The 26,899-nt window shown below is 74.4% G+C and carries 24 protein-coding genes, 2 pseudogenes and 1 riboswitch; of the genes and pseudogenes, 14 read left to right on the plus strand and 12 right to left on the minus strand.

Annotation, left to right across the window (positions count from 1 at the left end; all coding sequences use genetic code 11):
* Positions 1-32 precede the first annotated feature (32 nt).
* From FSW04_RS08765 to FSW04_RS08790, 7 genes and pseudogenes are all read right to left on the minus strand, one after another.
* Positions 33-2,012 (minus strand): glycoside hydrolase family 15 protein, encoded by a 1,980-nt coding sequence (locus tag FSW04_RS08765; RefSeq protein ID WP_146918361.1) that lies wholly within the window; start codon positions 2,010-2,012, stop codon positions 33-35.
* Between the two features lie 53 nt (positions 2,013-2,065).
* Entirely contained in the window at positions 2,066-3,130 is a 1,065-nt protein-coding gene (locus FSW04_RS08770; RefSeq protein ID WP_146918363.1) for a glucose-6-phosphate dehydrogenase assembly protein OpcA, read from the minus strand.
* Positions 3,131-3,138: 8 nt separating this feature from the next.
* The gene (gene zwf / locus FSW04_RS08775) at positions 3,139-4,692 is read right to left on the minus strand and encodes a glucose-6-phosphate dehydrogenase (RefSeq protein WP_146918365.1); all 1,554 of its coding nucleotides are present in this window, start codon (positions 4,690-4,692) and stop codon (positions 3,139-3,141) included.
* A complete protein-coding gene (gene gnd, locus FSW04_RS08780; protein ID WP_146918367.1) occupies positions 4,692-5,621 on the minus strand; it encodes a phosphogluconate dehydrogenase (NAD(+)-dependent, decarboxylating) in 930 nt (309 codons plus the stop codon). The genes zwf and gnd overlap by 1 nt, the downstream gene beginning before the upstream one ends.
* Before the next feature lie 3 nt (positions 5,622-5,624).
* Positions 5,625-7,274, minus strand: coding sequence for a hypothetical protein (locus FSW04_RS26965; protein ID WP_228431239.1), 1,650 nt, complete (start codon positions 7,272-7,274; stop codon positions 5,625-5,627).
* 42 nt (positions 7,275-7,316) lie between these two features.
* Positions 7,317-8,326, minus strand: a pseudogene (tal, locus tag FSW04_RS28385) (transaldolase); the annotation flags it as partial.
* Between the two features lie 70 nt (positions 8,327-8,396).
* A complete protein-coding gene (locus FSW04_RS08790) occupies positions 8,397-9,305 on the minus strand; it encodes an ROK family protein (RefSeq protein WP_146918369.1) in 909 nt (302 codons plus the stop codon).
* An 80-nt stretch (positions 9,306-9,385) separates the two neighbouring features.
* Between FSW04_RS08790 and FSW04_RS08795 the strand changes: the two genes are divergently transcribed.
* The 8 genes and pseudogenes from FSW04_RS08795 to glpX all read left to right on the plus strand — a co-directional run bounded on the left by FSW04_RS08795 (position 9,386) and on the right by glpX (position 15,819).
* Entirely contained in the window at positions 9,386-10,012 is a 627-nt protein-coding gene (locus tag FSW04_RS08795; protein ID WP_146918371.1) for an RNA polymerase sigma factor, read from the plus strand.
* Positions 10,009-10,299: an anti-sigma factor family protein gene (locus FSW04_RS08800; RefSeq protein WP_228431047.1), complete on the plus strand. Its 291-nt coding sequence runs from the start codon at positions 10,009-10,011 to the stop codon at positions 10,297-10,299. Before FSW04_RS08795 ends, FSW04_RS08800 begins: the two co-directional genes overlap by 4 nt.
* Positions 10,296-11,665 (plus strand): annotated as a pseudogene (locus FSW04_RS08805) (dihydrolipoyl dehydrogenase family protein). The gene FSW04_RS08800 and the pseudogene FSW04_RS08805 overlap by 4 nt, the downstream one beginning before the upstream one ends.
* A gap of 56 nt (positions 11,666-11,721) precedes the next feature.
* The gene (locus tag FSW04_RS08810; RefSeq protein WP_146918373.1) at positions 11,722-12,303 is read left to right on the plus strand and encodes a hypothetical protein; all 582 of its coding nucleotides are present in this window, start codon (positions 11,722-11,724) and stop codon (positions 12,301-12,303) included.
* Positions 12,304-12,651: 348 nt separating this feature from the next.
* A complete protein-coding gene (locus tag FSW04_RS08815; RefSeq protein WP_146918376.1) occupies positions 12,652-13,158 on the plus strand; it encodes a nitroreductase family protein in 507 nt (168 codons plus the stop codon).
* Positions 13,155-14,375: an aminotransferase-like domain-containing protein gene (locus FSW04_RS08820; protein ID WP_146918378.1), complete on the plus strand. Its 1,221-nt coding sequence runs from the start codon at positions 13,155-13,157 to the stop codon at positions 14,373-14,375. The genes FSW04_RS08815 and FSW04_RS08820 overlap by 4 nt, the downstream gene beginning before the upstream one ends.
* Positions 14,376-14,393: 18 nt before the next feature.
* Positions 14,394-14,801, plus strand: coding sequence for a hypothetical protein (locus tag FSW04_RS08825; protein ID WP_146918381.1), 408 nt, complete (start codon positions 14,394-14,396; stop codon positions 14,799-14,801).
* 22 nt (positions 14,802-14,823) lie between these two features.
* Positions 14,824-15,819 (plus strand): class II fructose-bisphosphatase, encoded by a 996-nt coding sequence (gene glpX, locus FSW04_RS08830; protein WP_146918383.1) that lies wholly within the window; start codon positions 14,824-14,826, stop codon positions 15,817-15,819.
* 85 nt (positions 15,820-15,904) lie between these two features.
* Here glpX and FSW04_RS08835 read toward each other — a convergent pair whose 3' ends face one another.
* Both FSW04_RS08835 and FSW04_RS08840 read right to left on the minus strand, forming a co-directional pair.
* Entirely contained in the window at positions 15,905-16,624 is a 720-nt protein-coding gene (locus FSW04_RS08835) for a hypothetical protein (RefSeq protein ID WP_146918385.1), read from the minus strand.
* A 12-nt stretch (positions 16,625-16,636) separates the two neighbouring features.
* Positions 16,637-17,539, minus strand: coding sequence for an NAD(P)H-binding protein (locus tag FSW04_RS08840; protein ID WP_146918387.1), 903 nt, complete (start codon positions 17,537-17,539; stop codon positions 16,637-16,639).
* A 123-nt stretch (positions 17,540-17,662) separates the two neighbouring features.
* Here FSW04_RS08840 and FSW04_RS08845 point away from each other — a divergent pair, with 123 nt between their 5' ends.
* Positions 17,663-18,508: a DICT sensory domain-containing protein gene (locus FSW04_RS08845; RefSeq protein ID WP_146918389.1), complete on the plus strand. Its 846-nt coding sequence runs from the start codon at positions 17,663-17,665 to the stop codon at positions 18,506-18,508.
* A 5-nt stretch (positions 18,509-18,513) separates the two neighbouring features.
* On the opposite strand, the gene FSW04_RS08850 is transcribed toward FSW04_RS08845, so the two are convergent.
* Positions 18,514-19,695 (minus strand): molybdopterin molybdotransferase MoeA, encoded by a 1,182-nt coding sequence (locus tag FSW04_RS08850; protein ID WP_187369360.1) that lies wholly within the window; start codon positions 19,693-19,695, stop codon positions 18,514-18,516.
* Positions 19,696-19,796: 101 nt separating this feature from the next.
* Here FSW04_RS08850 and FSW04_RS08855 point away from each other — a divergent pair, with 101 nt between their 5' ends.
* Positions 19,797-20,960, plus strand: a complete 1,164-nt coding sequence (locus FSW04_RS08855) for a nucleotidyl cyclase domain-containing protein (RefSeq protein WP_146918392.1) — start codon at positions 19,797-19,799, stop codon at positions 20,958-20,960.
* Here the strand turns inward: FSW04_RS08855 and FSW04_RS08860 are convergent.
* A complete protein-coding gene (locus FSW04_RS08860; protein WP_146918394.1) occupies positions 20,957-21,760 on the minus strand; it encodes a septal ring lytic transglycosylase RlpA family protein in 804 nt (267 codons plus the stop codon). The genes FSW04_RS08855 and FSW04_RS08860 overlap by 4 nt on opposite strands.
* A riboswitch (cyclic di-AMP (ydaO/yuaA leader) is annotated at positions 21,751-21,918 on the minus strand. Its footprint overlaps the gene before it by 10 nt.
* Positions 21,919-21,977: 59 nt before the next feature.
* Complete coding sequence (locus tag FSW04_RS08865; protein WP_146918396.1) at positions 21,978-22,568, minus strand: hypothetical protein; 591 nt, start codon at positions 22,566-22,568, stop codon at positions 21,978-21,980.
* Positions 22,569-22,907: 339 nt separating this feature from the next.
* Between FSW04_RS08865 and FSW04_RS08870 the strand changes: the two genes are divergently transcribed.
* From FSW04_RS08870 to FSW04_RS08885, 4 genes are all read left to right on the plus strand, one after another.
* A complete protein-coding gene (locus tag FSW04_RS08870; RefSeq protein WP_146918398.1) occupies positions 22,908-24,011 on the plus strand; it encodes a sigma-70 family RNA polymerase sigma factor in 1,104 nt (367 codons plus the stop codon).
* 329 nt (positions 24,012-24,340) lie between these two features.
* On the plus strand, positions 24,341-25,495 hold the full coding sequence (locus tag FSW04_RS08875) for a type IV pilus twitching motility protein PilT (RefSeq protein WP_146918400.1): 1,155 nt from the start codon (positions 24,341-24,343) through the stop codon (positions 25,493-25,495).
* A gap of 71 nt (positions 25,496-25,566) precedes the next feature.
* A complete protein-coding gene (locus FSW04_RS08880; protein WP_146918402.1) occupies positions 25,567-26,280 on the plus strand; it encodes an AIM24 family protein in 714 nt (237 codons plus the stop codon).
* A 174-nt stretch (positions 26,281-26,454) separates the two neighbouring features.
* Positions 26,455-26,817, plus strand: coding sequence for a winged helix-turn-helix transcriptional regulator (locus FSW04_RS08885; RefSeq protein WP_146918404.1), 363 nt, complete (start codon positions 26,455-26,457; stop codon positions 26,815-26,817).
* Positions 26,818-26,899 lie beyond the last annotated feature (82 nt).

The raw sequence follows: 26,899 nt of genomic DNA on the forward strand, positions 1-26,899 counted from the left end.
ACTCCGGGGTCGCGGGTCGCGGGGTGGGCCGGTCAGGCCGGCGGGGTCGTCGAGGACTGAGGCGCGGCGGGCGCCGGCACCGGCGAGGGCGCGCGGCCGTTCTCGCTGCGGCGCGCGTCGAGGGGCTGCTGGGTGACGGCCAGGTCGTGGTCGGCGCGGATGACGTGCATCACGGCGTTGATGAGCGCGAGGTGCGTGAAGGCCTGGGGGAAGTTGCCCAGGTGGCGGCCCGAGCGCGGGTCGAGCTCCTCGGCGTAGAGCAGCAGCGGCGAGGCGTAGCCCAGCAGCCGCTCGCACAGCTCGCGGGCCCGGCGCGGCTCGCCGATCTCGGCCAGGGCGCTGACGAGCCAGAACGAGCAGATGAGGAACGAGCCCTCCTCGCCGCTGAGCCCGTCGTCGGTCTCCTGCGTGCGGTAGCGCAGGATCAGCCCGTCGACGCTGAGCTCCTCGGCGATCGCGTTGACCGTCGCCACGATCCGCGGGTCGTCGGGGGGCAGGAACCGCACGAGCGGCATGAGCAGGCAGGACGCGTCGAGCGTGTCGGCGTCGTAGTGCTGGCGGAACACGCCGCGCCGGTCGACGCCGCGCATGAGCACGTCGGCCTGGATCTCGTCGGCGGCGGCCTGCCAGCGCGTCGTGCGCTCGTGGTCCTGGCGCAGCCGCGCGAGGCGGGCGCCGCGGTCGCACGCGACCCAGCACATCATCTTGGAGCTGACGAAGTGGCGCGGCTCGCCACGGACCTCCCAGATGCCCTGGTCGGGGTCGCGCCAGTTGGCGATCGCCGCCTCCACGAGCCGGCAGAGCAGCGGCCATACGCTCTCGGGCAGCTCGTCGCGCGACTTCGTGTGCAGGTAGATGGAGTCCAGGACGGCGCCCCACACGTCGTGCTGCTTCTGGTCGAACGCCCCGTTGCCGATGCGGACCGGCCGCGCGCCCTCATAGCCTTCGAGGTGGTCGAGCACCTGCTCGGTGAGCTTCCGCTCGCCGCCGATCCCGTACATGATCTGCAGGTCGTGCTCGGAGTCGGCGACGTCCGCGATGAAGTAGAAGAAGTCGTTGGCCTCCCAGTCGAAGCCGAGCGTGTACAGGCCCCACAGCGCGAACGTGGAGTCCCGGATCCACGAGTAGCGGTAGTCCCAGTTGCGCTCGCCGCCGGGCGTCTCGGGCAGGGACGTCGTCGAGGCCGCGATGATCGCGCCGGTCGGGGCGTAGGACAGGCCCTTGAGCGTCAGCGCGCTGCGCTGGAGGTGGCCGCGCCACGGGTGGTCGGGGAACTCGCCGTGGGCGAGCCACTCGTGCCAGTAGTCCGCGGTCCCCACGAGCGAGGTGTAGGCCTCGTCGTAGGACTGCGGCGCGCCGTGCACCGACCACGACAGCGCCACGAACGCCGTGTCGCCGTCGCGCAGCGTCGTGCGCGCCCGCGCCCGGTGGCCCTCGAAGCCCAGCCGCAGGTCGGTGTCGAGCTGGAGGACGACGTCGCTCTGCGCCCCCGTCGCGCGGGCGTGGTGGTAGCCGCTCGAGCTGTACTCCCAGGTGGCCGGGTCGGTGCCGTAGCCGAAGATGGGGGAGCACTCGAGGTTCACCTCCACCGAGCCGTTGACGCAGCGCAGCGTGCGCAGCAGGACGTGGTCGGCGTCGTAGTCGGTGGGGCTGCGCCGATGTGTCGTCGAGCGGTCCTCCTCGTGGTGCCACGGGCCGATGAGCAGGACGTCGCGGACGATGACCCACCCCGTCCGGGTGCCCCACGTCGTCTCGAGGATCATCGTGCCCGGCAGGTAGCGCCGGCCGGCGGGGACGGTCTGGTCGACCGGGCCGAGGCGGAAGTTGCCGGCGTCGCGGTCCAGGATCGCGCCGAACACCGACGGCCCGTCCATCCGCGGCAGGCACAGCCACTCGATGTTGCCGCTCGGCGCGACGAGTGCGGTCGTCTCGCAGTCCGAGAGGAACGCGTACTCCGCGATCGGCGGATACGGGCTGCCGCCCAGCGGGACGTCGCCGACGATCTGTCGCATCGGAGCGGGACGCTACCCGACGCCCGGGCGGACCCGGCGGATGTCGGAGGGGCTCATGCCATGAGCTCCGCAGCCCGGGCCAGGGCGGGCGCGTAGGTCGGATCGCGCAGCAAGGCCTGCCGGATGCCCTCGCCCAGGATGCCCGCCTCCCCGCGCGAGGCGCCGAGGATCGTCCAGTCGCGCCGGTCGCCGCGCGCGTTCTCGAAGTGGGCGTGCAGGCCGCCGGGCCCGCGGTCCAGGGAGTAGCTGCGCCCCGAGGCGGTGGCCAGCGTCAGCCCGGCCAGGCCGCGCACCTGCAGCTGCGGGTCGGGCTCCAGGCGCAGCTTGACGTCCTGGCGGCGGGCGTGCAGCGAGCCCTCCAGCACCCCGCCGCGGTGCTCGACCAGCGGGCCCACGCGCCAGTCCAGGCGGGAGGCCATCCAGCCCGCCAGCAGCAGCGCCGCGCACGCCGAGTCGGGGTGGTGGCGGACGGTCACCGCGGAGATCGTGCGCAGCTCGGGGCGCACGACCGGCGGGTCGAAGGTCGCGGCGATGCGCTCCCGCCACGGCGTGGAGCGCAGCCACGCGAGGTCGACGACGTACACGCGGTCCGAGAGCTGGCGGGCGCGGCGGATCGCGTCGCCGGGCTCGGGCTCGTCGACGCTGTCCAGCAGGGCGACCTGCGCGAGGTCCAGGAGCGAGTCGACGCCGTCGGCGTGGCCGTGCGGTGCCCACACGCAGGTCAGCAGATCGGTGACGACGAGCGGGTCCACGATGCGGTCCAGGTGCTCGAGGTGGCGCTCGCCGCACTCGACGACCACGGTCTCGCGCAGCAGGCCGATGTCGCCCTGGCGGACCTCGGACGGCGCGGCGATCGTCGCGACCGCATCGAGCGTGGTGCGCCGCGGGTCGACGGAGCACACGATGGTGCGCGAGGGGTGGTAGCGGCCCACGTTGCGCAGGCGGTTGGCGATCTCGCCCGAGTACTGGCGGTCGACGATGCACACCAGGTTGAGCACGCGCGCAGGCGCGTAGCCGGCGTTCTCGCGGTGCACCTCCGAGAGCGCCGCGCGCAGCGCGGCGTCGATCGCGCCCGGGTTCGTGTCGGTCGCGCGCCAGACGGTGTCGACGGTGGCCATCGCGTCGCCTAGATGGCGCGCCAGCGCGCGCCCGCCTCGAAGAGCCGGCCGGCCTCGGCCGGTCCCTGGGTGCCCGACTCGTACTGCGCCAGCGGCCCGGGCGTCGCCTCCCACCTCGCGACGATCGGGTCGCAGATCTGCCACTGCGCCTCGACCTCGTCGTTGCGGGTGAAGAGCGTGGCGTCGCCGCGCATCGCGTCCAGGATGAGCCGCTCGTAGGCCTCGGGCGACTGCGACATGAACGAGGTCCCGTACAGGAACTCCATGTTGACCGGGCGGATGCGCATCCGGGCCCCGGGGATCTTCGCCCCCAGCGACAGCGAGACGCCCTCGTTGGGCTGCATGGTGAGGATGAGCTGGTTGGGGCGCACGCCGACCGAGCCCTCCTGCTGGAAGGCCAGGTGGGGGACGGGCTTCAGCGTGATCGCGATCTCGGTGAGCTTGCGCGCCAGGCGCTTGCCCGTGCGCAGGTAGAACGGCACGCCCGCCCAGCGCCAGTTGTCGATCTCCAGGCGCAGGGCCGCGTAGGTCTCCGTGTTGGAGTCGGCCGGGACGCCCTCCTCCTGCAGGTAGCCGACGACGTCCTCGCCCCCGACCGTGCCCGGCCCGTACTGCGCGCGGACGGCGAGCTCGTCGACGGTCTCCGGCGTGGGCCGGATCACCGAGCGCAGGACCTTGACCTTCTCGTCGCGGATCTCGTCGGCCTCGAAGTGCACCGGCGGCTCCATGGCCACGTTGCACAGCAGCTGGAGCATGTGGTTCTGCACGAGGTCGCGCAGCGCGCCCGCGTGGTCGTAGTAGCCGGCGCGCGTGCCGATGCCCAGGTCCTCGGCGGCCGTGATCTCGACGCGGTCGATGTAGTTGCGGTTCCACACCGGCTCGAACAGGCCGTTGGCGAACCGGAACGCCATGAGGTTCTGGACGGTCTCCTTGCCGAGGTAGTGGTCGATGCGGAAGACCTGCTTCTCGGCGAAGACCGCCAGGACGCGGCGGTTGAGCTCCTTGGCCTCGGCCAAGGTCGTCCCGAACGGCTTCTCGATGACCGCGCGCACCTCGGCGCCCTCGTGGGCGTTGAGGTCGTGGCCGCCGAGCTCCTCGATGATGACGGGGAAGAACTCCGGCGCCGTCGACAGGTAGAACGCCCGGTTCAGCGGCTGGCCCGCGGTCTGGTCGTAGGCGTCGAGGTGGACCGCCAGCTGCCGGTAGACCTCGTCGTCGTCGAAGCTGCCGCTGACATAGCGGACCTGCGCGAGCAGCTCGGTGAGCACGGTCTCGTCGGGCGGCCGGCGGCTGAACTGCCGGATCGCCTCGGCGGTGTGCTCGGCGAACGCCTCGTGGGTCATCTCGCTGCGCGAGCTGCCCACCAGGTTGAAGCGCTCGGGCAGCGCGCCCTCGTGCGCGAGGTTGTAGATCGCCGGGAGCAGCTTGCGCCGCGCGAGGTCGCCCGTCGCGCCGAAGATGACGAGCGTGGTGGGGTGGACGGGCAGCCGCTCGAGGCCCTCGACGAGCGGGTTGCCCTCCTCCGGCGTCTCGCCGAGGCGGGCGTCGCCGGTGGTGGTCATCAATCGCCCGCCGCGCGGTTGACCGGGTGGCCGCCGAACTGGGCGCGCAGCGCGGCGTTGACCTTGGCCTGGAAGTCGCCGCGCGCCTGTGAGGAGTACCGCGAGAACAGCGAGGCGGCGATGACGGGCAGCGGGACCTTCTTCTCGACCGCCTCGTCCACGGTCCAGCGGCCCTCGCCCGACTCGGCGACGAAGGGCTGCAGCCCGGCCAGCTCGTTGCCCTCCTGCTCGAACGCGCGCGCCGCCAGCTCGCAGAGCCAGGAGCGCACGACCGACCCGTTCATCCACAGGTTGGCGATCTTCGCGTTGTCGAGCTCGTACTCGGAGGCGTCGAACAGCCCGAAGCCCTCGGCGTAGGCCTGCATCATCCCGTACTCGATGCCGTTGTGCACCATCTTGACGTAGTGCCCGGCGCCGACCGGACCCATGTGCCCCCAGCCCGGGCCGAAGTCGGTCGTGGCCGGGGCGAGCACGTCGAGGAACGGGGCCAGGCGCTTGACCGCGCGGTTGGGGCCGCCGACCATCATGCAGTAGCCGACCTCCAGACCCCAGATGCCGCCGCTGGTGCCGACGTCGACGTAGTTGATGCCCTGCTTGCGCAGGATGCCGGCGCGCTGCTTGTCGTCGGTCCACTTCGAGTTGCCGCCGTCGACGATCGTGTCGTCCTTGACCATGATCTCGGCGAGCTTGTCGACGGTCTGCTGCGTGGGGTCGCCGGCCGGGACCATGATCCAGACCGTCCGCGGCGGCTCGAGCTTCTTGACGAGGTCGGCCAGCGACGTGGCGCCGACCGCGCCGGCCTTGACGGCCTTGGCCACCGCCGCCCTGTCGAAGTCGAAGGCGACGACGTCGTGATCGGAGTCGCGCTTGATGCGGGCGACCATGTTGCCGCCCATCCGTCCGAGGCCGATGAAGCCGATCTGCGCCATGGGTTAGAGCTGCTCCTTGATGGTGCGCAGCGCCGCGACCGGGTCGCCGCGGAGGACGATGCGCTCCGCCGGCAGGCCATGGTCGCGCAGGACGAGCAGGTCGCCGTCCGCCTGTGCGCGCTTGAGGGTCTCGAAGGTGTAGGACTCGCCCGGCACCGTGACGTCGTCGTCGGCCTCGTGCAGGAGCTGCAGGAAGCGGCCCTCCGGCGGGCCGCCCTTGTGCAGCTGGCCCGTGGAGTGCAGGTAGCGCGGGCCGTAGCCGAACGTGGTGGCCATGCGGCTGCGGTCGCGGATGAGCGAGCGCAGGTCGGCGACCTCGCCGTCGAACTCCTCACTCGGCGGGAGGTAGCCCTGGATGGCCAGGTAGGACGGCGGCCCCGCGCCCAGCAGCGCGCGCAGCGCGGCCAGGTCGGCCTCGTCGATGGCGGGCGGCGTGGCCTGGCCGAGGACCTCCTTCGTCTTGTCCTTGGCGGACTGCACGTTGGGCTGGTCGAACGGGTTGATGCCGAGCACCCAGCCCGAGACCGCGGTGGCGAACTCGGCGAAGACCATGATCCGGCCGAGGTCGGACGCGCCGTGCTGGGCGAGCGTGAGCACGGGCTGGCCGGCGCCGGCCAGGCGCCCGACGGCGGCGTCGTGGTCGGCGTGGGCCGCGCTGCGCAGGTGCAGGAAGACGCGGTCGGGCCCGTAGGCCTCCGCGGCGCCGACGGGCTCGTCGGCCACGGGCAGGAGCCCCTTGCCGTGCTTGCCCAGCGACTCGGCGACGAGCTGCTCGACCCAGAGGCCGAACGCCGAGATCGGCGGGTCGACGACGAACGTCAGCTTGTCGCGCCCCTGGAGCGAGAGCTCGCCGAGCGCGCAGCCGAGCCAGAGCCCCGGGTTCTGCGCGGCGTCCGGGTTGCTGCACGTCCGGGCGGCGACCTGCGCTCCCTCCAGCACGGCGCGGACGTCGGCACCCAGCAGCGCGGCAGGCACGATCCCGAAGTACGACAGCGCGCTGTAGCGCCCGCCGATCTCGGGGTCGTTGGTGAACACGCGGCGGAAGCCCTTCTCCCGCCCGAGGTCCTGGAGCGACGTGCCCGGGTCGGTGATCGCGATGAAGCGCGATCCGTCGCCGCCCGTGGCCTCCCAGAAGTGCTTGAACGCCGACAGCGTCTCGATCGTGCCGCCCGACTTCGAGGACACGATGAACAGCGTGCGCTCCAGGTCGACCTCGGCCTCGACGTCGCGCACGGCGTCGGCGTCGGTCGAGTCCAGGACGAGCAGGATGAGCCCGTCCTCGGCCGTCCCGAAGGCGTGCTTGAAGACCTCGGGCGCCAGCGACGACCCACCCATGCCCAGCAGCACCGCGTGGCGCAGGCCCTCGGCGTGCAGGCCCTGGGCGAACGCGACGAGGTCGTCGGCCTCCTCGAGCAGCTTGTCGTGGATGTCGAGCCACCCCAGGCGGTCCTTGACCTCGGCCTGGCCGGCCGGCCCCCACAGCGTGTCGTCCTTCGTGAAGATCCGGCGGGCGACGTCCTCCCGGCCGGCGCGGGCCACGCGCGCGGCGATGGCCGCCTGGTAGCGGTCGGGGATCCGCGAGTCGATGGTCTGCGGGCGGCCGGTGACGATCGCCTCGCGCTTGGACTCGATGCCGGCCAGCAGCTTCTCCATCGGCGTCACGAACGCGGCGACGCCGTCGCGCAGCAGCTTGTCGGTCACGTCGCCGAGGTCGATGCCGGCCGCGGCGAGCGCCTCGAGGTCGGCCGTCGGGTCCAGCGCGACGGTGGCCTCGGCGACCTCGCTCTGGTCGCGGGCTGCGTCCAGCGTCGCGATGGGCATGGTGTTGACGGTCTCGGGCCCGGCGAGGCCGTCGACGTACAGCGTGTCGGGGTACTTGGGGTTCTTGACGCCGGTCGAGGCCCACAGCGGCCGCTGCACCGCCGCGCCGGCCTCGCGCAGGGCGGCGAAGCGCTCGCCGAGCAGCACGCGCCGGAAGGCCTGGTAGGCGGCGCGGGCGTTGGCGACGCCGGCGCGCCCCTGCAGGTCGGCGTGGGCCGTGCCCTCCAGGCGCCTGTCGACCTCGGTGTCGACGCGCGAGACGAAGAACGAGGCCACGGAGTGCACGTCGAGCGAGCGGCCCTCCTCGTGGCGGCGCTCGAGCCCGCGGACGAACGCCTCCATGACCTTCTCGTACTGGGCGACCTTGAACAGCAGCGTCACGTTGATGTTCAGCCCTCGTAGAGCATCTGCTCGACGGCGGGCAGCCCCTCGTCGGTGCCCGGGATCTTGATCATCAGGTTGGGGCGGTCGACCCGGCCCCAGTACTCGCGCGCCTGCTGCATCGTGCGGGCGGTGTCGAAGGCCAGGTCGGGGTCGACCTCCAGCGAGACGTAGCCGTCGTGGCCGCCGGTCTCGTCGTAGACGCCGCGCAGGACGTCGCAGGCCTCCTGGACGTCCTGGATCGCGATGGCCTGGTAGATCGTGCGGGCGTCGCCGCCCGAGCGCGCGACGGCCTCGATCTGCTCGTCGTACTCGGGCGAGCCCAGGATGGCCTTCTCGAAGATCGCCGGGTTGGAGGTGACCCCGCGCAGGCAGTCGTCGCGGACGAGCTTGGCCAGCTCGCCGGTCTGCACGAGCGACCGGCGGATCTGGTCGAGCCAGATGCTCGTCCCCAGGCCGGTCAGCCGCTGCAGGCGCTCGTTGACGGATGCCGTGGAAGCCATGGTTGCCCTCTCGTGACGTCGAAGTACCCGTTCGATCCTACGACCGGTGCTGTGAAGGCAACCCAGGGCTTCACCGGACCAGCACCTCCTGACCCGCCAGCAGGGCGGCACCGCGGACGCCGGCCTGCGGCCCGTAGCGCGCCAGACGGATCTCCGTGCGGCCACCCACCCCCGGCAGGACGAAGCGCCGGGCGACCGCGCGGGCCGGCTCGAGCAGCAGGTCCCCGGCCGCCGACACGCCGCCGCCGATCACGACCTGCTCAGGGTCGAACACGTTGATGGCGTTGGCGATCCCGACGCCCAGGCGCTCACCGAGGATGTGCACCGCCTCGAGCGCATCGGCGTCGCCGGCCTGCGCGGCCTCGACCACGGCGGGGCCGTCGGGGAAGCCGCGGTCGCGGCCCAGGGAATCGAGCGCACGGCCCGAGGCCAGGCGCTCGAGCGAGCCCGGCTGGGGCGCCTCGTCGCTGTGCTCGGGCGCGCCGTCGGTGAGCGAGGCGCCGATGAGCTGGTGGCCGAGCTCGCCGGCCGCGCCCGTCGCGCCGCGGTAGATGCGCCCGCCGATGACGATGCCGCCACCGACGCCGGTGCCGACCGTGAACAGCACGAGGGTCTGGGCGACGAGGCCGAGGTCGTCGCCGTGGGCCTCGGCCAGCGCGGCGACCGTCGCGTCGTTGTCGACGTAGACCGGCATGCGCAGGCGCTCGGTCAGCAGCCGGCGCAGCGGGACGTCCTCGAGCGGGACGTTGACCGAGTGGCGGGCCGTGCCCGTGGCGAAGTCGATGACGGAGGGGACTCCGATGCCGACGGCGTCGGCCGGGCCCTGCTCCTGGATGACGTGGGCGAGCTGGTCGATCAGGCCCTGCGAGCTGCTCAGGACCGTCGGGCGCAGGATGGGCTCGGAGAGCACGGTGCCCTCGAGCACCGCGACCGACACCTTCGTCCCGCCGACGTCCACGCCGATGAACCGCTGCGCCATCCCGTCTCCTGATCGCCTCCGGAGACCAGGACAGTGACACGACCGGTCCCTGCCGTGCGTGGCGGTAGAGTCGCGCTCCGATGACCGCCGTGTCCGACGCCGCCGACCAGGATCTGGTCCGGCGTGCGAGGGCGGGCGACGAGGAGGCCTTCACGGTCCTCGTGCGGCGCCACAGCCCGGCGCTGCTGCGCCTCGCGCGCATGTACGTCTCCACGCAGGCCGCCGCCGAGGACGTCGTCCAGGAGACCTGGCTCGGCGTGCTGCGGGGGCTCGAGCGCTTCGAGGAGCGCTCGTCGTTCAAGACGTGGCTCTTCCGCATCCTGGTCAACCGCGCCAAGACCCGCGGTGTGCGCGACCACCGGACGCTGCCGTTCGCGTCGCTGGGCGGGGGCGACGAGGACGCCGACGAGCCGTCGGTCGACCCGGCCCGCTTCGCGCCCGAGGGCAACTGGTCCTCGCCGCCGCGGCGCTGGGAGGACGACCCCGAGGTCGCGTTGGAGTCCGCCGAGGCGCGGCGGATCGCCGAGGAGGCCATCGCGGCGCTGCCCGAGCGTCAGCGGATCGTCATCACGCTGCGCGACCTGGAAGGTCTGAGCGCGGAGGAGGTCCGCAACGCCCTGGACCTGACGGAGACCAACCAGAGGGTCCTCCTGCACCGCGCGCGGTCCAGGGTGCGCGAGGCCCTCGAGAACTGGATCGACGGATGAGCAGACGGTGGTTTCCCTGGCGCAGGCGCACGGCGGGTCCTCCCGGGGACCTGAGCTGCCGCGAGCTCGTCGAGCTCGTCACGACCTACCTCGACGGCGGCCTGTCGGACCGCGACCGCGCCAGGTTCGAGGCGCACATCGCGGCGTGCGAGCACTGCACCGCGTACCTCGAGCAGATCCGGGACACCATCCGCCTGACCGGGGAGCTGGTCCCCGAGGGCCTGGCTCCCGAGATGGAGCGCGACCTGCTCGATGCGTTCCGCGACTGGAAGGCGGGTGGTGCGTGAGCCACGAGCGGGAGGTCGACGTGGTGGTGCTGGGGGCCGGGCCGGCGGGCGAGGTGATCGCCGGGCGGCTGGCCGACCGCGACGTGGAGGTCGCGATCGTCGAGGACCGGCTGGTCGGCGGCGAGTGCTCCTACTGGGGCTGCATGCCGTCCAAGGCGATGCTGCGCCCGGCGCAGGCGCTGGCCGAGGCGCGGCGGGTGCCGGGCGCGGCGGAGGCCGCCCGTGGCGAGCTCGACGTGGGCGCGGTGCTGCGCCGCCGCGACCAGGTCGTCCACGACTTCGACGACGCCGGCCAGCTGCCGTGGCTCGAGGACCGCGGCATCGCGCTCGTGCGCGGCCACGGCCGCCTGACCGGCGAGCGCACGGTGGCCGTCGGCGACGTCGTGCTGCGGGCGCGGCGCGCGGTCGTCGTCGCCGTGGGGACCGCGCCGGCGATCCCGCCGATCCCCGGGCTGGCCGAGGCGCGGCCGTGGACGAACCGCGAGGCCGTCGCGGTCCACGAGGTCCCGCGGTCGCTCATCGTGCTCGGCGGCGGGCCGATCGGGGCCGAGCTGGGCCAGGCGTTCGCGACGCTCGGCGCCGAGGTCACGCTGCTGGAGGCCGCGCCGCGGATCCTCGAGCGCGAGGAGGAGTACGCGGCCGGCCAGGTCCGGGAGGGGATGGAGGCCGACGGGGTCACGGTGCACGCCGGCGTGCAGGTGTCGTCGGTGACGCGCGGGCCCGACGGGCGCGTGACGGTGGAGGCCGGGGGGCCGGCACGCTGCAGGCCGACGAGATCCTCGTCGCCGCCGGCCGGCGCCACCAGACCGACGCGTGCGGGCTGGAGACCGTGGGGATCGAGGCCGACGGGCCCGTCGAGGTCGGCGACGACCTGCGGGTGCCCGGGCATGACTGGCTCTACGTGATCGGCGACGCCAACGGGCGCTCGCTGCTCACGCACATGGGCAAGTACCAGGCGCGGATCGCCGCCGACGTCATCTGCGGCCTCGACGCGCGGGTGCGCGACATGGGCCCGCCGCCGCGCGTGACGTTCACCGAGCCCCAGGTCGCGGCCGTCGGCCACACGCTGACCACGGCGCAGCAGGCCGGGATCCGCGCGCGCGCCGTCGACGTCTCCAGCGACGGCACCGCGGGCGCGAGCTTCCACGGCAAGGGCGGCGGCGGCACCTCGCGCCTGGTCATCGACGAGGACCGCGGCGTGCTCGTGGGCGCGACGTTCGTCGGCGTCGACGTCGCCGAGTGGGTCCACGCCGCGACGATCGCGGTCGCCGCGGCGACGGCGCTGGACGACCTGTGGCACGCGGTGCCGGCGTTCCCCACCCGCAGCGAGGTGTGGCTCAACCTGCTGCAGGCGGCGGGGCTGTAGGGCTCCGCGTCCGGGGGACGGGTTTGGCCGCCGGGGCGCTGGGTGACCCCGTGGGGATGAGCGCCCTCACGCCCTCCAGCGATCTCGTCAGCCAGGCCGGACGGGCCGCCCACGAGCTCGGCCTCGCCGCGCTGCTGGGCGGCAACCTCTTCGGCCGCCTGGCCCTGCACCCGGCCGTCGAGCGGATCACCGACCCGCGGGAGCGCGGGGAGGTCGTCAACGCCGCGTGGCGACGCTACGGGACCGTCAACTCGCTCGGGCTCGCCGCGATGACGGCCGGCTGGGTGGGCGCCCGCGCCGAGGAGGCCCGCGGGGCCGCGCGGCTCACCGGCCGCGAGCGGGCGCTGGCCCGGGTCAAGGACGGGCTGGTGGGGACGGTCGTCGTCACCGGGCTGGCCACGGCGGCCGAGGGCGTGCGCTTCGCGCGCCAGCCGCCGGACGGTGCGGTGCCGCTCACCGACGGCTCGACGGCGGCGCCGTCGGCGTCGCCGGCGGCCGCGAGGCTGAAGCGCAAGCTCAACGTGCTCGGCGCGGTGGCCATCGGCGCCGAGGCGGCGCTCGTCATCGCCGACGCGGCGCTGGCCCAGGAGAACTTCCGCCGGGCGCCGCTGCGCCGGCGGGTGCGCCGCTGGGGATGAGCCATCGGTAGGGCGCATGGTCGGCGGGACGCCACGCGCATCGGTGCCGACGGCCCGCCGGACGTCACGGGCAGCGACACCACCGACGACGCCCGGGCACCGCGGGCCGGCGCGCGAGCGCAGTGGCCGACGAAGATCATCCCGGACGGTCCGCCCGGCCACCCAGCCCGCACCCGCACCCGCACCCGCCGCCCCTGGCGCCACGCGGCCGACTCGCGTACCATCGGCGCCCACGTGATGCAGGTCCTTCGAGTAGCGCACGCCGGCACCCCCTAACGGCCCGCAGACAGCGGGTCCGGTGTCCGGTCGTCCCCGCACTCGTCGCATCACCCCTAGGAGGTCCCCTTCATGCCGTCGCTCACCGACGACCTGCGCACCGCGCCGACCACGCTGCGCCCCTTCCGCGCCGATCCCGTGCAGCCCGCGGCGCTGGCCCGTGCCGTCCACCGCGCGCGCCTGGCGCCCTGGAGGGTCCGTGCCGTCACCGACCCGGAGCGCCGCCGGGCGATCCGGGACGCACACCTGCCCCACTGGGCCGCCCACCTCGCCGCGACGGGCGGCCTGCGGATCATCGCCGACGACGCGCCCGCCCGCCGGGCGCGGGAGCTGCGTGCCGCCGACGTGTTCGCCCACGAGCTGCACGAGGTGCCCGTCCACCTCGTGGTGCTCGCCCGCCGCGCCGGCACGCTGCGGGCCGGCGCGCTCGGCGACCTCGGCGACGCCCTGCGCGCCGAGGGCCTGGACGCCGCGCCCATCCCGTTCACCGCCCGCGCCGAGCCCGAGCTGCGCACGCTGCTCGCGCTCGACGACGACCTGACGATCGCGGGCATCCTCGTCACGAGGCCGCAGCGATGACGGGCGCCGCCGGCCAGCCGGCGATCTCGACGGCCCCGCCGCCCGCGGCCGGGCGGCTGCGCGGCGTGGCGTCCTCGCCGGTGCGAGAGATCCTCGCGCTGACCCAGCGCCCGGGGATCATCTCGTTCGCCGGCGGGCTGCCCGCGCCCGAGCTCTTCGACGCCGCCGGCCTGCGCGAGGCGTTCGCGACGGCCCTGGCCGACGACGCCTACGGGCGCACGCTGCAGTACTCGACGACGGAGGGCGACCCGCAGCTGCGCGCGGCGATCGCCGCGCGCCTGGGCCGCCGCGGCCTGCCCACCGAGCCCGACGACGTCCTGGTCACCACCGGATCCCAGCAGGCGCTGACGCTCATCGCCGCCGTCCTCCTGGAGCCCGGCGACGTCGTGCTGGCCGAGGAGCCGTCCTATCTCGCCGCGCTGCAGTGCTTCCAGATGGCCGGCGCCCGCGTCGTCGGCGTGCCGTGCGACGACGACGGCCTGGACCCCGACGCGCTCGCGGCCCTCGTGCGCCGCGAGCAGCCCAAGCTCCTGTACACGGTGCCCACCTTCCACAACCCCACGGGCCGCACGCTGCCGCTCGCGCGCCGCGAGGCCATCGCCCAGGTCGCCGCGCGGCTGGGGCTGTGGATCGTCGAGGACGATCCCTACGGCGAGCTGCGCTACCGCGGCGAGGCCGTCGCGCCGATCGCCGCGCTCCCCGGCGCGCGGGACCGCACGATCGCGCTCTCCACGCTCTCCAAGGTGCTGGTGCCCGGCCTGCGCATCGGCTGGCTGCGCGCGCCCGCCGCCCTGCACCGCGCGCTCGTCGTCGCCAAGCAGGCGGCCGACCTGCACACGTCGACGATCGACCAGGCCGCCGCCGCGCACTGGCTGACGACGTGCGACCTCGACGCGCACATCGCCGGCCTGCGCGCCGCCTACGGGCCGCGCCGCGACGCGCTCGTCGAGGGGCTGCCGGCCGCGCTTCCGGAGGGCTCGCGCTGGACGCGGCCCGACGGCGGCATGTTCGTCTGGGCGCGGCTGCCCGACGGCTGGGACGCCGAGGCGCTGCTGGCGGACGCATTGGAGCACGAGGTCGCGTTCGTCCCGGGCTGGCCGTTCTACGCCGGGCCGCCGGACCGCGCGACGCTGCGGCTGTCGTTCACCGCCCACGACACGGAGGAGATCGCCGAGGGCCTCGGGCGGCTGCGTGCCGCGGTGGACAGCCGCCCCTGAGCCGGTAGCGTCGCCGGGGTGGAGCCCCTCGACGGCATCGCCGAGGCCGACGCCCGTCTCGGCCGGCCGGTCCCGCTGCCGCGCGCCGCGCTGCCGCTGGTGCGGTGGGTCGACGTCCACGCCGTGGGTCCGCGGGCGGTCGAGGTCGCCTTCAACCTGGACGACTCGCGCCCGGGCAGCCCCGGGCGCCTCGCGCTGTACGCGGGCGTGGACCGCCCGCCGCCGCACACGCTGCAGGACGCGACCGATCCGGAGACCGTCGCGGCGGGCATGACCCATCGCCAGGCGCCGCTGGCCGAGGCCCAGCCGTCACTGCGCCCCGTGCACGAGCTGTGCTGGGAGCGCGACGGCCTGCACCTGCGGCTGACCGCCCAGGGACCGTGGAGGGCGGCCGACCTCGTGGCGCTCGCACAGAGCGTCGCCTAGCCGCGATCCATAGGATCGCGTCATGTCGCAGACGCCGGGACCCGACCGCAACCTCGCCATGGAGCTCGTCCGCACCACCGAGGCGGCCGCGCTGGCCGCCGCCCGCATGGTGGGCCGCGGCGACAAGATCGGGGCCGACCAGGCCGCCGTCGACGCCATGCGGCTCGTGCTGGGCACGGTCAGCATGGACGGGACGGTCGTCATCGGCGAGGGGGAGAAGGACGAGGCGCCCATGCTGTACAACGGCGAGCGCATCGGCGACGGCGCGCCGCCCGAGGTCGACATCGCCGTGGACCCGCTGGAGGGCACGACGCTGGCGGCCAAGGGCATGCCCAGCGCCCTGGCCGTCATCGCCCTGTCCGAGCGCGGCACGATGTTCAACCCGGGCCCGATCGTCTACATGGAGAAGCTCGCCGGCGCCGAGGACATCGCCGACCTGCTCGACCTCGAGCGCCCGCTGACCAAGACCATCGAGCTGGTCGCCGAGCGCCGCGGCGTGGAGATCAACGACGTCATGGTCGTCATGCTCGAGCGCGACCGCCACGAGCAGACGCTCAAGGAGGTCCGCGAGCTCGGCGCCCGCGTGCGGCTCATCGCCCACGGCGACGTGAGCGCTGCGATGCTCGCGGTGTCCGACCGCTCGCCCGTCGACCTGCTCTGGGGGATCGGCGGCACGCCGGAGGGCGTGATCTCGGCCGCGGCGATCAAGTCGCTCGGCGGCGGGATGGTCGGCCGCCTGTGGCCGCGCGACGACGCCGAGCGCCAGGCCGCGATCGACGAGGGCTACGACCTCTCCCGCCAGCTCACCCAGGACGACCTCGTCCGCGGCGACGACTGCTTCTTCGCGGCGACGGGTGTCACGGACGGCGACATGCTCCAGGGCGTGCGCTACCACGGCGCGAAGTCCGCGACGACCGAGTCGCTCGTGATGCGCTCCCGCAGCGGCACCGTGCGCCGCATCTCGGCCCGCCACGACCGCAGCAAGCTGCGGTCGCTGGGCTCGGGCCGCTACGGTTGAGGCGGAGGCTCCTTCGCCCCGGCGCGGGCTCGGCCCCCTGGGGCCGACCCCCGCAGAACCAATCCGGCCCCTGGGTCGACGTTCGTCAGGCCTTGTCGCGCTCGCGCTGCGGCGGGGGCGTGTCCTTGCCCTCGGGCACCTCGCGGAAGCGCCCGGTGACCGACTCCTCGAGGTCGCGGCGCGCCAGGCGGCGCAGGAAGCCGTGCGTGACGATGACGTGGATCCGCGACTGCGTGTTGGCGTACAGGAACCGGCCGAGCCGGCTGGCGATCGCCGGGTAGAAGTTGGCCACCTCGACCTCGACGTGGATGCGCGCCTGGCCGGCCACGTCGCAGTCCATCCGCTGGACGTCGATCTCCAGGTAGCCATCGCCCGAGCGCCCGGCCGAGGCGACGAGCAGGCCCTGCACGATGCGCCAGCGCACGATCCCGCGGTCGGCGTCGGTCTCGTACTCGGGCGCGCCGAACGTCAGCAGCTTGAACGGCCGCGCCAGGACGCAGACGTAGCGCTCGCGCTCGGTGTAGTAGACGCGGACGATCCCCAGCGTGGCGTGCGACAGGAAGGACCAGTACGTGCGCGCGAGGCGCTCGAGCGTCTGGGTGCTCCACAGCTCGCCGAGCAGCTCCTCGGGCAGGACGATCTCGGCGCCCTGGATCGACCGCACGGCGCCGTCGGCGCCGATCTTGGTGTCGTCGGTCGGCGTGCGGACCGTGACGCCCTCGATGCGCTGGGAGCCGATGAAGAGCCGGCGGGCGGCCGCGGCGGCGAGCACGACGGCCGCGAGGATGGCCAGGGGCACCAGCATCGGCGACCCACCTTACGGAGCGAGCGCCGCGCGCACGGCGTCGTCGAAGCCCATCGGCGCGTCGTTGAGGCCGGGGGGCGGGGCCCGGCGCACGACGGTCTCGGAGTTCAGGCCCTCCACGAGCGGCTGGACGAGCCCGAGCTCGACCGGCGTGACGAGCGCCACCCAGTAGGAGGACAGGCGCGGGGTGAAGAACGGCACGCGCAGCAACAGCGGCTGGCGGCGGCCGAGCAGCGCCGCCACACGGCCGAGCATCTCGCGGTAGGTCAGCACGTCGGCGCCGCCGAGGTGGACCTCGTCGGGCGCGTCGTCGCGCACGGCCAGCGCGGCGAGCGTGGAGACGACGTCGCCGATCGCCACGGGCTGGCTGCGGGTCTCCAGCCAGCGCGGCGTGATCATCACGGGCAGCCGCTCGACGAGCCCGCGCAGCATCTTGAAGGACGTGCTGCCGGCCCCGACGATCATCGCCGCACGGACGTAGACGAGTCCCGCGCCGACCTCGTCGCGCAGCACGCCGGCGACCTCGTGGCGGCTGCGCAGGTGCTCCGACGCCGCGTCGTCGCCGCCCTCGAGGCCGCCGAGGTAGATCGTGCGGGCCACGCCGGCCCGGGCCGCGGCGGCGCCGAAGGTGCGGGCGCCGTCGCGGTCGCGTGCGGCGAAGTCGCCCTTGCCGCCGCCCATCGAGTGCACGAGGTAGTACGCGACGTCGGCGCCGGCCATCGCCTCGTCCAGGCCGTCGCCCGACAGGACGTCGCCGCGCACGACCACGGCCCCGGCGGGCAGGTCGGCGCGCGCGGGGTCGCGCACGACGCAGCGCACCTCGTGGCCGTCCTGCAGGAGCGTGGGCAGCAGCCTCCCGCCGACGTAGCCGGTGGCGCCGGTGAGGACGATGATCTTGGCGGCGCGAGTGTTCACGTGTCGGATTACGGGCGATCGGGCCGGGGCGATGACCCCGGCGCACCCCGGGCGTCGTACCCCCACGGGCAGCAAGGAACACTGAACGTCGTGTTGAAGCTCGGTTCCGAGCTGTTGGAGACCATGCCAGAACTCGCCATCAAGGACGTCGCGGAACGGACCGGCATCGCCGCCGGCACGATCCGCATGTGGGAGCAGCGCTACGGCTTCCCCGTGCCCGGGCGCACCGCGGCCGGCTACCGGCGCTACACGGAGTCCGACGTCGAGCTGCTGCGCAAGGTCCTCGCCCTGCGCCATCGCGGCCTCTCGGTCCCGGCGGCCATCGAGCGCGCCCACGACGCCGGGGGCGGGGCCTCCGACCACCCGTCGATCTACGCCGCGGTCGCGTCGGCCGACCGCGGCATCCGCCCGCAGGTGCTCAAGAAGTCCACGCTCGTCGCGCTCTCGCGCGCCATCGAGCACGAGACCCTCGCCCACGCCGCCGCGCCCATCGTCTTCGGCGCCTTCCAGCGCGAGCGCTTCTACCGCCAGGTCGAGCCGCGCTACCGGCGCATGGCGATGCATGCCGACGCCTCCGCGGTCTTCGCCGACTTCCCGGCCGTCGGCCGTCCCGACGGCGGCCCGGTCGAGCTGCCGATCGACCCGCAGGACGCCCTGGGCAACGAGTGGGCGGTCGTCGTCGACGCCCCCGGGTACGCGGCGTGCCTGCTGGCCTGGGAGCAGCCGGGCGTGACCGAGCCCGGCGCCGAGGGCGACGGCGAGCGCCACTTCGAGGCGATCTGGACCATCGACGCCGCCGCGACGCGCCGCGCCACGGAGGTCTCCGCGCGCCTCGCGGCCCGCGCCGACCCCGAGCTCGGCGAGCGCCTGCAGGAGCTGCTCGCCGACCGCCCGCTCGCCTTGGAGTCCCCGGCGCCCGCGCTCACCGCGCTGACGACCCGCATGGTCGCCTACCTCGAGCGCGCCTGAGCCGCTCAGACCGGCTCGAGCACGACCTCGCTGCCCGCGGACAGCTCGCCCTCGCCGCGCGGCACGATGGCCAGCGCCGTGGCTCCGACGAGCGAGGACAGCACGTGCGAGCCCTGCGGGCCCGTCGGGTGGACCGTGCCGTCGGCCGCGGCCCGGACGCGCACGCACTCGTCGCGGTCGGGATGCCGAGGCACCGCGGTGCCCAGTGCCGCGGTCGTGCGCGGGACCGTCGGGTCGCCGCCCTGCAGCGCGGCCAGCGCCGGGCGCGCGAAGAGCAGGAACGTGACGTAGGCCGAGACCGGGTTGCCCGGCAGGCCGAGCACGAGCGTGCCGTCGCGCTCGCCCATCCACGTCGGCTTGCCCGGGCGCAGCGCGACGCGCCACAGCAGCTCGCGGACGCCGAGGTCCGACAGCGCGGGCTTGACGTGGTCGTGGCGGCCGACGGAGACGCCGCCGGCCAGCACGACGAGGTCGGCCGCCTCGAGGGCCTGCGCGATGACGCCGCGGGTGGCCTCGAGGTCGTCTCCGACGTGGCCGACCCCGGCGACCTCGGCCCCGCAGCGGTGCGCCAGCGCCGCGAGCGTCGGGCCGTTGGTGTCGTGGATCTGGCCCGGGACGAGCGCGTCGCCGGCGGTCACGAGCTCGTCGCCGGTCGTGACGATCGCGACCCGCGGCCGCTGGGCGCAGCGGACCGCCGCCCGGCCCGCGCCGATCGCGACGCCCAGCTCGGCGGGCCCGACGCGGGTGCCGGACCGCAGCACGACGGTCCCCGCGGTCAGGTCGCTGCCGGCGTCGCGCACGTTGCGCCCGGGCGTCACGGCCTCGCCGAGGACGATCGCGTCGCCGTCGTCGTCGACGAGCTCGAGCTGCAGCACGCCGTCGGCGCCGGCGGGCAGGGCGGCTCCCGTGGAGATCCGCACCGCCTCGCCCTCGGCCACCGTGCCGGGGTAGGGCGCGCCGGCCCGCGACTCGCCCGCGACGCGCAGGTGCGAGCCGGCCGCCGCCGCCCGGGTGGCGAAGCCGTCCATGGCGCTGTTGGCGAAGACGGGCACGTCGTGGGCGGCGACGACGTCCTCGGCGAGGACGAGGTCCAGCGCGTCGGTCACCGCGATGTCGGTGGTGGGCAGCGGGGTGACGGCCGCGAGCAGGATCGCGCGGGCCTCGTCGATGGAGGGCAGCAGGGGCACGGACGCATTCTCGCGTGTCCGGCGACGACCCTCGCCGACCGACCAGGATGTGGTCCGGGCCGGGCCAACCCGTCGGGTACGGCTGCCAAGATGCGCGCTCCATGGATGGAGCTGGACACCACGGTCGCCGGCCGCGCCCCGTCGCCGACGCGCCGACCGCCGACCCTGTCGCGATCGCCAAGGCATGGCTGCTGGCGCTGGTCGCCGAGGCGCCGTTGGCGCAGGCCGGCGCGGTGCCCGCCGCCGAGTTGGCGCGCGGCGGTCCCGAGCTGTGCGCCGCGGTCCTCGCGGCGCTGTCCTCCGATCGCGAGCTGGAGCGCCTGGTCGGCGGGGACGGCCGCCCGGCCCCGGGGGCCGCGGCGGCCCGGCTGACCGGCGCGCGCACGCCGGCCGCGCTGGCCGCGGGCGTCGAGGCGCTGCGCGCGGTGACCTGGCGGGCGCTGCGCGCTGCGCTCGGCGACGCGCCGCCCGAGCTCATGGCCGACCTCGGCGACCGCCTGGCCCACGTGTGTGCCCGCGTCACCGCCGCGTCCCTGGCCGCGCCCGCGGTCCCCGGTCGCGCCGGCCCGCTGGCCACCGCCCTCGCGGGCGCGCCGACCGAGCCCGGCCCCGCGCCGGCCGCCGACCCCGAGGCCCCGCCGCCGCCGCGCGGCGTCCACGTCGTCGACCCGCCGCCCGGCGGGGGCGTCGACCCGCTGACGACGCTCGCCGAGGAGCTGGCCGCGAGCCCGCCCGCAGGCGCCGACTGGCCCGCCGGTGGCGCGGCCGGCGGCCCGACCGTCACGCGCGGCGGCTCGGTGGACACGAGCTGGGAGGACGCGGGGCGCCCCGCGCCGCCGTGGCTGTCGGCGATCGACCGCCGCCTGCGGCGCCGCCGGTCCGACGGCCGGCCGTTCGCGGTGCTCGTGGTCGAGATCGACGACCTGGATCGCCTGCTGGCGGCGCAGAGCGGCCGTGAGGTCGCCGTCGCGCTCGAGGCGGCCGAGCGCGGGCTGACCGCGGAGCTGGCGCCCGCCGACCTCGTCGTGCGCGAGCGCCTCGGGCGCTGGTGGCTGACCAGCCCCGACCGCGACGGCGCCTCGGCGCGTGAGCTCGGCGCGCGCATCGCCGCGGCGATCGGGCGCGCGGTGCTGGCCGGCGCGCCGCTGGCGGCGTCGGTCGGCGTGGCCGCCTGCCCGGAGCACGGTGCGAGCGTCGCCGACCTGGCCGGCCGCGCGGACCAGGGCATGTTCGCCGCCCGCGCCGCGGGCGTGCCGCTGACCTAGGAGGGCGCAGGGACCACGGCGGGTGCCGGGTCCGTGGCGCGGACGGCGCCGAGGACGGTCGTCGTCGTGACGCCGAGCGCCTGCGCCGTCGCCGCGGTGAGGTCGTAGCTCGTCCCGGCGCGGAACGGGCCGCGGTCGATGACGGGCACCGTGACGGTGCGGCCGTCCTTGTAGAGCTCGACGAGCGTGCCGCAGGGCAGGGTCTTGTGGGCCACGCCGAGGGTCGCCTTGGTCAGCCGCCGCCCGCAGGCCGTGCGGCGGCCGTAGAAGCCGGGGCCGTACCAGGTGGCGCGCGCGCGATGGAACACGGTGAGCTCGCGGCCGCCGGCGGCGTCCGACGCGGCGGTGGCGGCGGGCGCCGGCTGCCCGGCGGCGACCACGCGCAGGCGCGGATGGCCGCTGTGGCCGGGCTTGAACCCGGCGCTGTAGGTCCCGTCGGCCGCGACGGTCGCGGTGGCGACCTGCACCCAGCCCGTGCTCGCGTCGAGCTGCTGGACGACCACGGAGTCGCCGGGGTGCGAGCCGGCGAGCGTGCCCGTGACCGGGACGATGTCGCCCAACAGGCCGGCGAGCGGGGCGACGAGGGTCGAGCCGTCGGCGAAGACGCTGGGCTCCGAGGGATCGGAGAAGCCGAGGCCGCCGGGCGAGGGCGCCGTGCCGGCGGCGGGCGCCGGGGCGGCGGCGGGTGCGGCCGGGGTGGCGTCAGCGGCCGCGACCGCGGTCGGGAGGGCGATGGCGAGAGCGCCAAGGGCGGCGCCCAGCTTGACGGTGGTCGTCTGCAACTCGTGCTCGGTCCTCATCCAACGGCCTACGGGGTGAGCTGACGGGCTCGCGCCGGACGACGGCGCTACGGACGCTGCTGGACCGATTCGCCCCGGTGGGCCGCTCGGTGCGACCCACAGGTGGTTCCCCCGCTTCCGGCACTCGAGGTGGTGCCGGAACTCGGCTGACGGCGCGGGAGCATAACACCCCGCCGACGGCGGGGGGGCATGCGCCGGGATCCGGCGCGTCCGCGATCTAGGGGCGCGGCAGGCGCGAGAGCGCGCGGCGCAGCGCCTGGCCGCCGTAGGTGAGGCCGATCTGCGCGAGTTCGCCGACGGCCTGGACCGTCGTGCCCAGCAGCTCGCCCGTGCCGCCGCGGGGCTCCTCGCCGTGCGGGGCGGCCCAGCCCGCCGGCGGGGGCGGCGTGCTCGCGGCCCGCGGGGGCGGGACGGTCGCCTTCGGCGCCGCCGGCCGGGGTGCGGTGGCCCGGCGCGGCTTCGGCTCGGCCGACGCGGCCTTCGGCTTGGCGGCCGCGGGCCTGGCCTTGGCGGCCGCGGGCCTGGCCTTGGCGGCCGCGGGCTTCGGCCTGGCGGGCGCCGGCTTGGGCGCGGCGGGCGCGGCGGCCTTCGGCTTGCCGGCCGCGGGCTCGGCCTTCGGCTTGGCGGCCGCGGGCTTGGCCTTCGGCTTCGGCTTCGGCTTGGCCTTGGGCCTGGCGGCTGTCGGTGCCGCGGGGGCCGGCGACGCCGCGACGTCGCCCGCGACCGCCCGGCCGCCGCGCTTGGCGCTGCGGCGGGTCGGGCGCGTGCGGGGGAGGCTCGTGAGGACGTCGCGGTCGGCGGGGCTCATGCCTTCCATCCTCGCACGGGTGCCGCGCGGGCCCGTCGACAGCAGGGCGCCCAGCACTCAGGGACGGCGCGGGACCTGCCGATGCCCTGATCGAGCAAGAACGCGAAACCAACCAGCCGGACGGGGTAGACCTGATAGAGGTCTGCGTCACGAGGGCAGCGCTGCCGGGGTGTGACGGCGGTCACACGACGTTGCTGTGGTCCCGGCCAGCGACTACCCTTGGGACCTACGCTCGGGACCGTTGCGTCGCCAGTGCCGACGTCATCGAGTCACGAACGTCCTCTTGAACCCCCGATAACCCTGCCGGCGACGCCACGCCGGCGAACTGAACGGACGTCGATGTCAGTAGTTGAACTGCAGGAACTCGAGGAGATCAAGGGCCTCCTGGCGCGTGGCCAGGTCACCGGCGTGCTGACGTTCGCCGAGATCGCGACCGCCGTCGCCGAGATCGACCTCGACGAATCCGACATCGAGGAGCTCCACGGCTTCCTGGAGCGCAGCGAGATCGAGCTCGTCGAGGAGATCGACCCCGCCTCCACCGCGGCCAACGAGGTCGACCGCGCGCCCGACAAGCGCACGCGGCGCAAGACGAAGAACCAGCTGGACCTGCGGCCCGACATGACCACGGACAGCCTCCAGCTGTTCCTCAAGGACATCGGCAAGGTCCGCCTCCTGACCGCTCAGGAGGAGGTCGATCTCGCCAAGCGCATCGAGCGCGGCGATCTCGACGCCAAGCAGAAGATGGTCGAGTCCAACCTGCGCCTCGTCGTCTCCATCGCCAAGAACTACCGCAACCAGGGCCTGCCGTTCCTCGACCTGATCCAGGAGGGGACGCTCGGGCTCGTCCGCGCGGCGGAGAAGTTCGACTACCGCAAGGGATTCAAGTTCTCCACGTACGCGACCTGGTGGATCCGCCAGGCCATCGCGCGGGCGCTCGCCGACAAGGCGCGGACGATCCGCATCCCGGTGCATGTCGTCGAGAAGCTCAACAAGATCGGCCGCGCCGAGCGCAAGCTCGTCACCGAGCTGGGCCGCGAGCCCACCGCCGAGGAGATCGCCGAGGTCACCGGCATCGATCCCGAGGAGGTCGACTCCATCAAGCGCTCCGCGCAGGCGCCGGTCTCCCTCGAGAAGCCGGTCGGCGACGAGGAGGAGTCCGAGTTCGGCCAGTTCATCGCCGACGAGCGGGCCGAGTCGCCGTACGAGCGCGCCGCCGAGATCCTCACGAAGGAGGCGCTGCGCGAGGCGCTGGAGAACCTCTCCTACCGCGAGCGCCGCGTCCTCGAGCTCCGCTACGGCCTGGGCGGCGAGCACCCGCGCACGCTCGACGAGGTCGGACGCACGTTCAACGTGACGCGCGAGCGCATCCGTCAGATCGAGAACCAGTCGCTCAAGAAGCTCCAGTCGCTGGCGGAGGCGCAGAAGCTGCGCGACGTGGCCTAGCGGCTCCGGTCCTCCCGCCGTGCCTCCGAAGGGCCCGCGTTGCGGGCCCTTCGTCGTTCGGGCTCCCGGCGCTGGTGGTGCGGCGGGCGCCGGCACGGCCCAAGCGCCTCGGGCCCGGCTCCGTGATCGCCGGTGGGGCGGGGACCCTCGTCGGGAGCGACGGCTTCCGACCCGGCGCCGGTGGGCCGCGTGCCCCGGCGCGCCGCCGACCGAGGGGGTCCGGCATCGCGCAGACGGAGCGCGGGGGCGGGCAGGAAGCGGATCGGACGGGTGTCCAGTGCCCCACGGAGGCCATCAAGACGCCGGGACCGGGGCCGAACCCCTGGATCGTGTCCTTCGATCTGCATCGTTCCCTGGCCAAGCTGGTCGAGCTCAACGGCTCCGACCTGCACCTCAAGGTGCCCTCGCAGCCCCTCTGCCGCGTCGACGGCGAGCTCGTGCCCGTGCCCGGCGCCGAGCCCCTGGAGTCCGAGGACACCGACAACGCGGTGAAGATGATGCTGGGTGGCGACGCCACCAAGCTCGCCGAGTTCGACGCCCAGGGCGAGGTCGACTTCGCCTACGCCGTCGTCGGCCTCGCGCGCTTCCGCGTCAACGCGTTCCGCCAGCGCGGCTCGGTCTCCATCGTCATGCGCGCGATCCCCTACGGGATCAAGACGATCGAGGAGCTCGACCTCCCGCCCGTCATCCGGGAACTGGCCGAGGAGGAGCGCGGCATCGTCCTGCTGACCGGCACGACCGGCTCGGGCAAGTCGACCACGCTGGCCGCGATGATCGACCACATCAACTCGACCAGGTCGCGCCACATCGTGACGATCGAGGACCCGATCGAGTTCCTGCACCTCGACAAGCGCTCCGTCATCAACCAGCGCGAGATCGGGATGGACACCGCCAGCTTCAAGACCGCCCTGCGCCGCGTCCTGCGCCAGGACCCCGACGTCATCCTCATCGGCGAGATGCGCGACGAGGAGACCGTCCAGACCGCCCTGAGCGCGGCGGAGACCGGCCACCTCGTGTTCTCCACGGTCCACACGATGGACGCCCCCGAGACGGTCAACCGCCTCATCGAGTTCTTCCCGCCGCACATGCACAACCAGGTGCGCGCGATGATCGCCAGCACGCTGCGCGGCGCCGTCTCCCAGCGCCTGGTGCCCACGTCGGACGGCACGGGCCGCGTCGCCACCTGCGAGGTCCTGCGCATGACGGGCCGCGTCAAGGACATGATCATGGACCCGCAGCAGACCGGCCGCCTGCCCGAGGTCATCGCCGACGGCGGCTACTACGGCATGCAGACGTTCGACCAGGCGCTCTTCCACCACCTCAAGGCGGGGCGGATCACCATGGACGACGCGATGGCCTTCGCCTCCAGCCCGCACGACTTCAAGCTCCTCGTCGCCGCCGACGGCCGTCGCGGCACCACGATGGACGACCTGAACTCGGCCGACCACGGCACCACCGGCACCGCCGCCAACGTCCTGCGCTAGCCCATCCGGCGCCCGCCGGCCTACGGCTAGCCCTCCTTGACCGCCCGGCGGCGGTCGGGGAGGGTCGGGTCATGCAGACGACCCTGGCCCAGTACAACGAGACGCAGTCCACCGAGTCCTTCACGCTGCAGAACTCCAAGCTGCTGAAGGTCTCGCTGACCGGCAACACGATCCAGGCCAAGCTCGGGTCGATGGTCGCCTACCAGGGCGATGCGACCTTCGAGCACGGCGGGTCGGGCGGCATGAGCCGGATGCTCAAGAAGGCGATGACCGGCGAGGGCCAGACCCTCATGAAGGTCTCGGGCACCGGCGAGGTCTTCCTGGCCGACACCGCCCAGGACGTGCACCTGGTCTACCTCGAGGGCGAGAAGATCACGGTCAACGGCCCCAACCTGCTGGCCTTCGACGCCGACATCGACTGGAGCATCGAGCGCGTCCAGGGCGCCAGCGGCATGATGGGCGGCGGTCTGTACAACACCGCGCTGCATGGGACGGGCTGGGTCGCGATCCTCTCCGACGGACCGCCCGTGCTGCTCAACGTGGCGTCGGCGCCGACGTTCGCCGACGCGCAGGCCGCCATCACCTGGTCCCAGGGCGTCACGACGGCGCTGAAGACCGACTTCAAGATGAAGAACCTGATCGGCCGTGGCTCGGGCGAGTCGCTGCAGATGGCGTTCTCCGGCCAGGGGTGGGTGCTGGTGCAGCCGTCCGAGGGCCGCGTCGAGGCGGCGCCGGCGTCGGGCGGCGGCTCGGGCAACGCGCTCGGGAACCTGCTCGGGGGCTGACGCCCCCACGGTCATCACCCTCCGACGTGCCTCCCGGATGGGCGCGCCGGCGCCCACCGAGGGATCGGATGTCGCGAAGGTGTGGTCGTGCGCCACCAACGCGCCATTCGGGCGCCGGCAGACGACCCCCGGCGCCCCGGCCGACCCGACTTCATTCGGTATAGTTATGGGCCGATGCCCGTGGATCCAACGTGTCCCGTGTGCCAGACGGCGGAGATCATCTGCGGCAAGTGGACGCTGCTGCTCATCCGGGATCTCGCCGAGGGGCACTCGCGGTTCTGCGAGCTCGAGCGCTCGCTGCAGGGCATCTCGCCCCGCACCCTCTCGCTGCGCCTCCGCGCGCTGGAGGAGGAGGCGATCGTCGAGCGCCACACGTTCGCCGAGGTCCCGCCGCGCGTCGAGTACGCGCTGACCGAGAAGGGCCGCGCGCTGCTGCCGCTCATCGACCACATGCGCTCCTACGGCGAGCGCTGGCTCGGCGGCACCTGCGCCAACGCGGCCGACGAGCAGCTCCCGCCCGTCGCCGCCGTCGCCTGACGCGCGCCCGGACGCCGTGCGGCCGCCGGGTCGCAACTCTGCACCGCCGCCGGGGGTTCTCACCCCGATGGCACGGTTGCCT

This window comes from Baekduia soli (assembly GCF_007970665.1).
GTDB lineage: Bacteria > Actinomycetota > Thermoleophilia > Solirubrobacterales > Solirubrobacteraceae > Baekduia > Baekduia soli.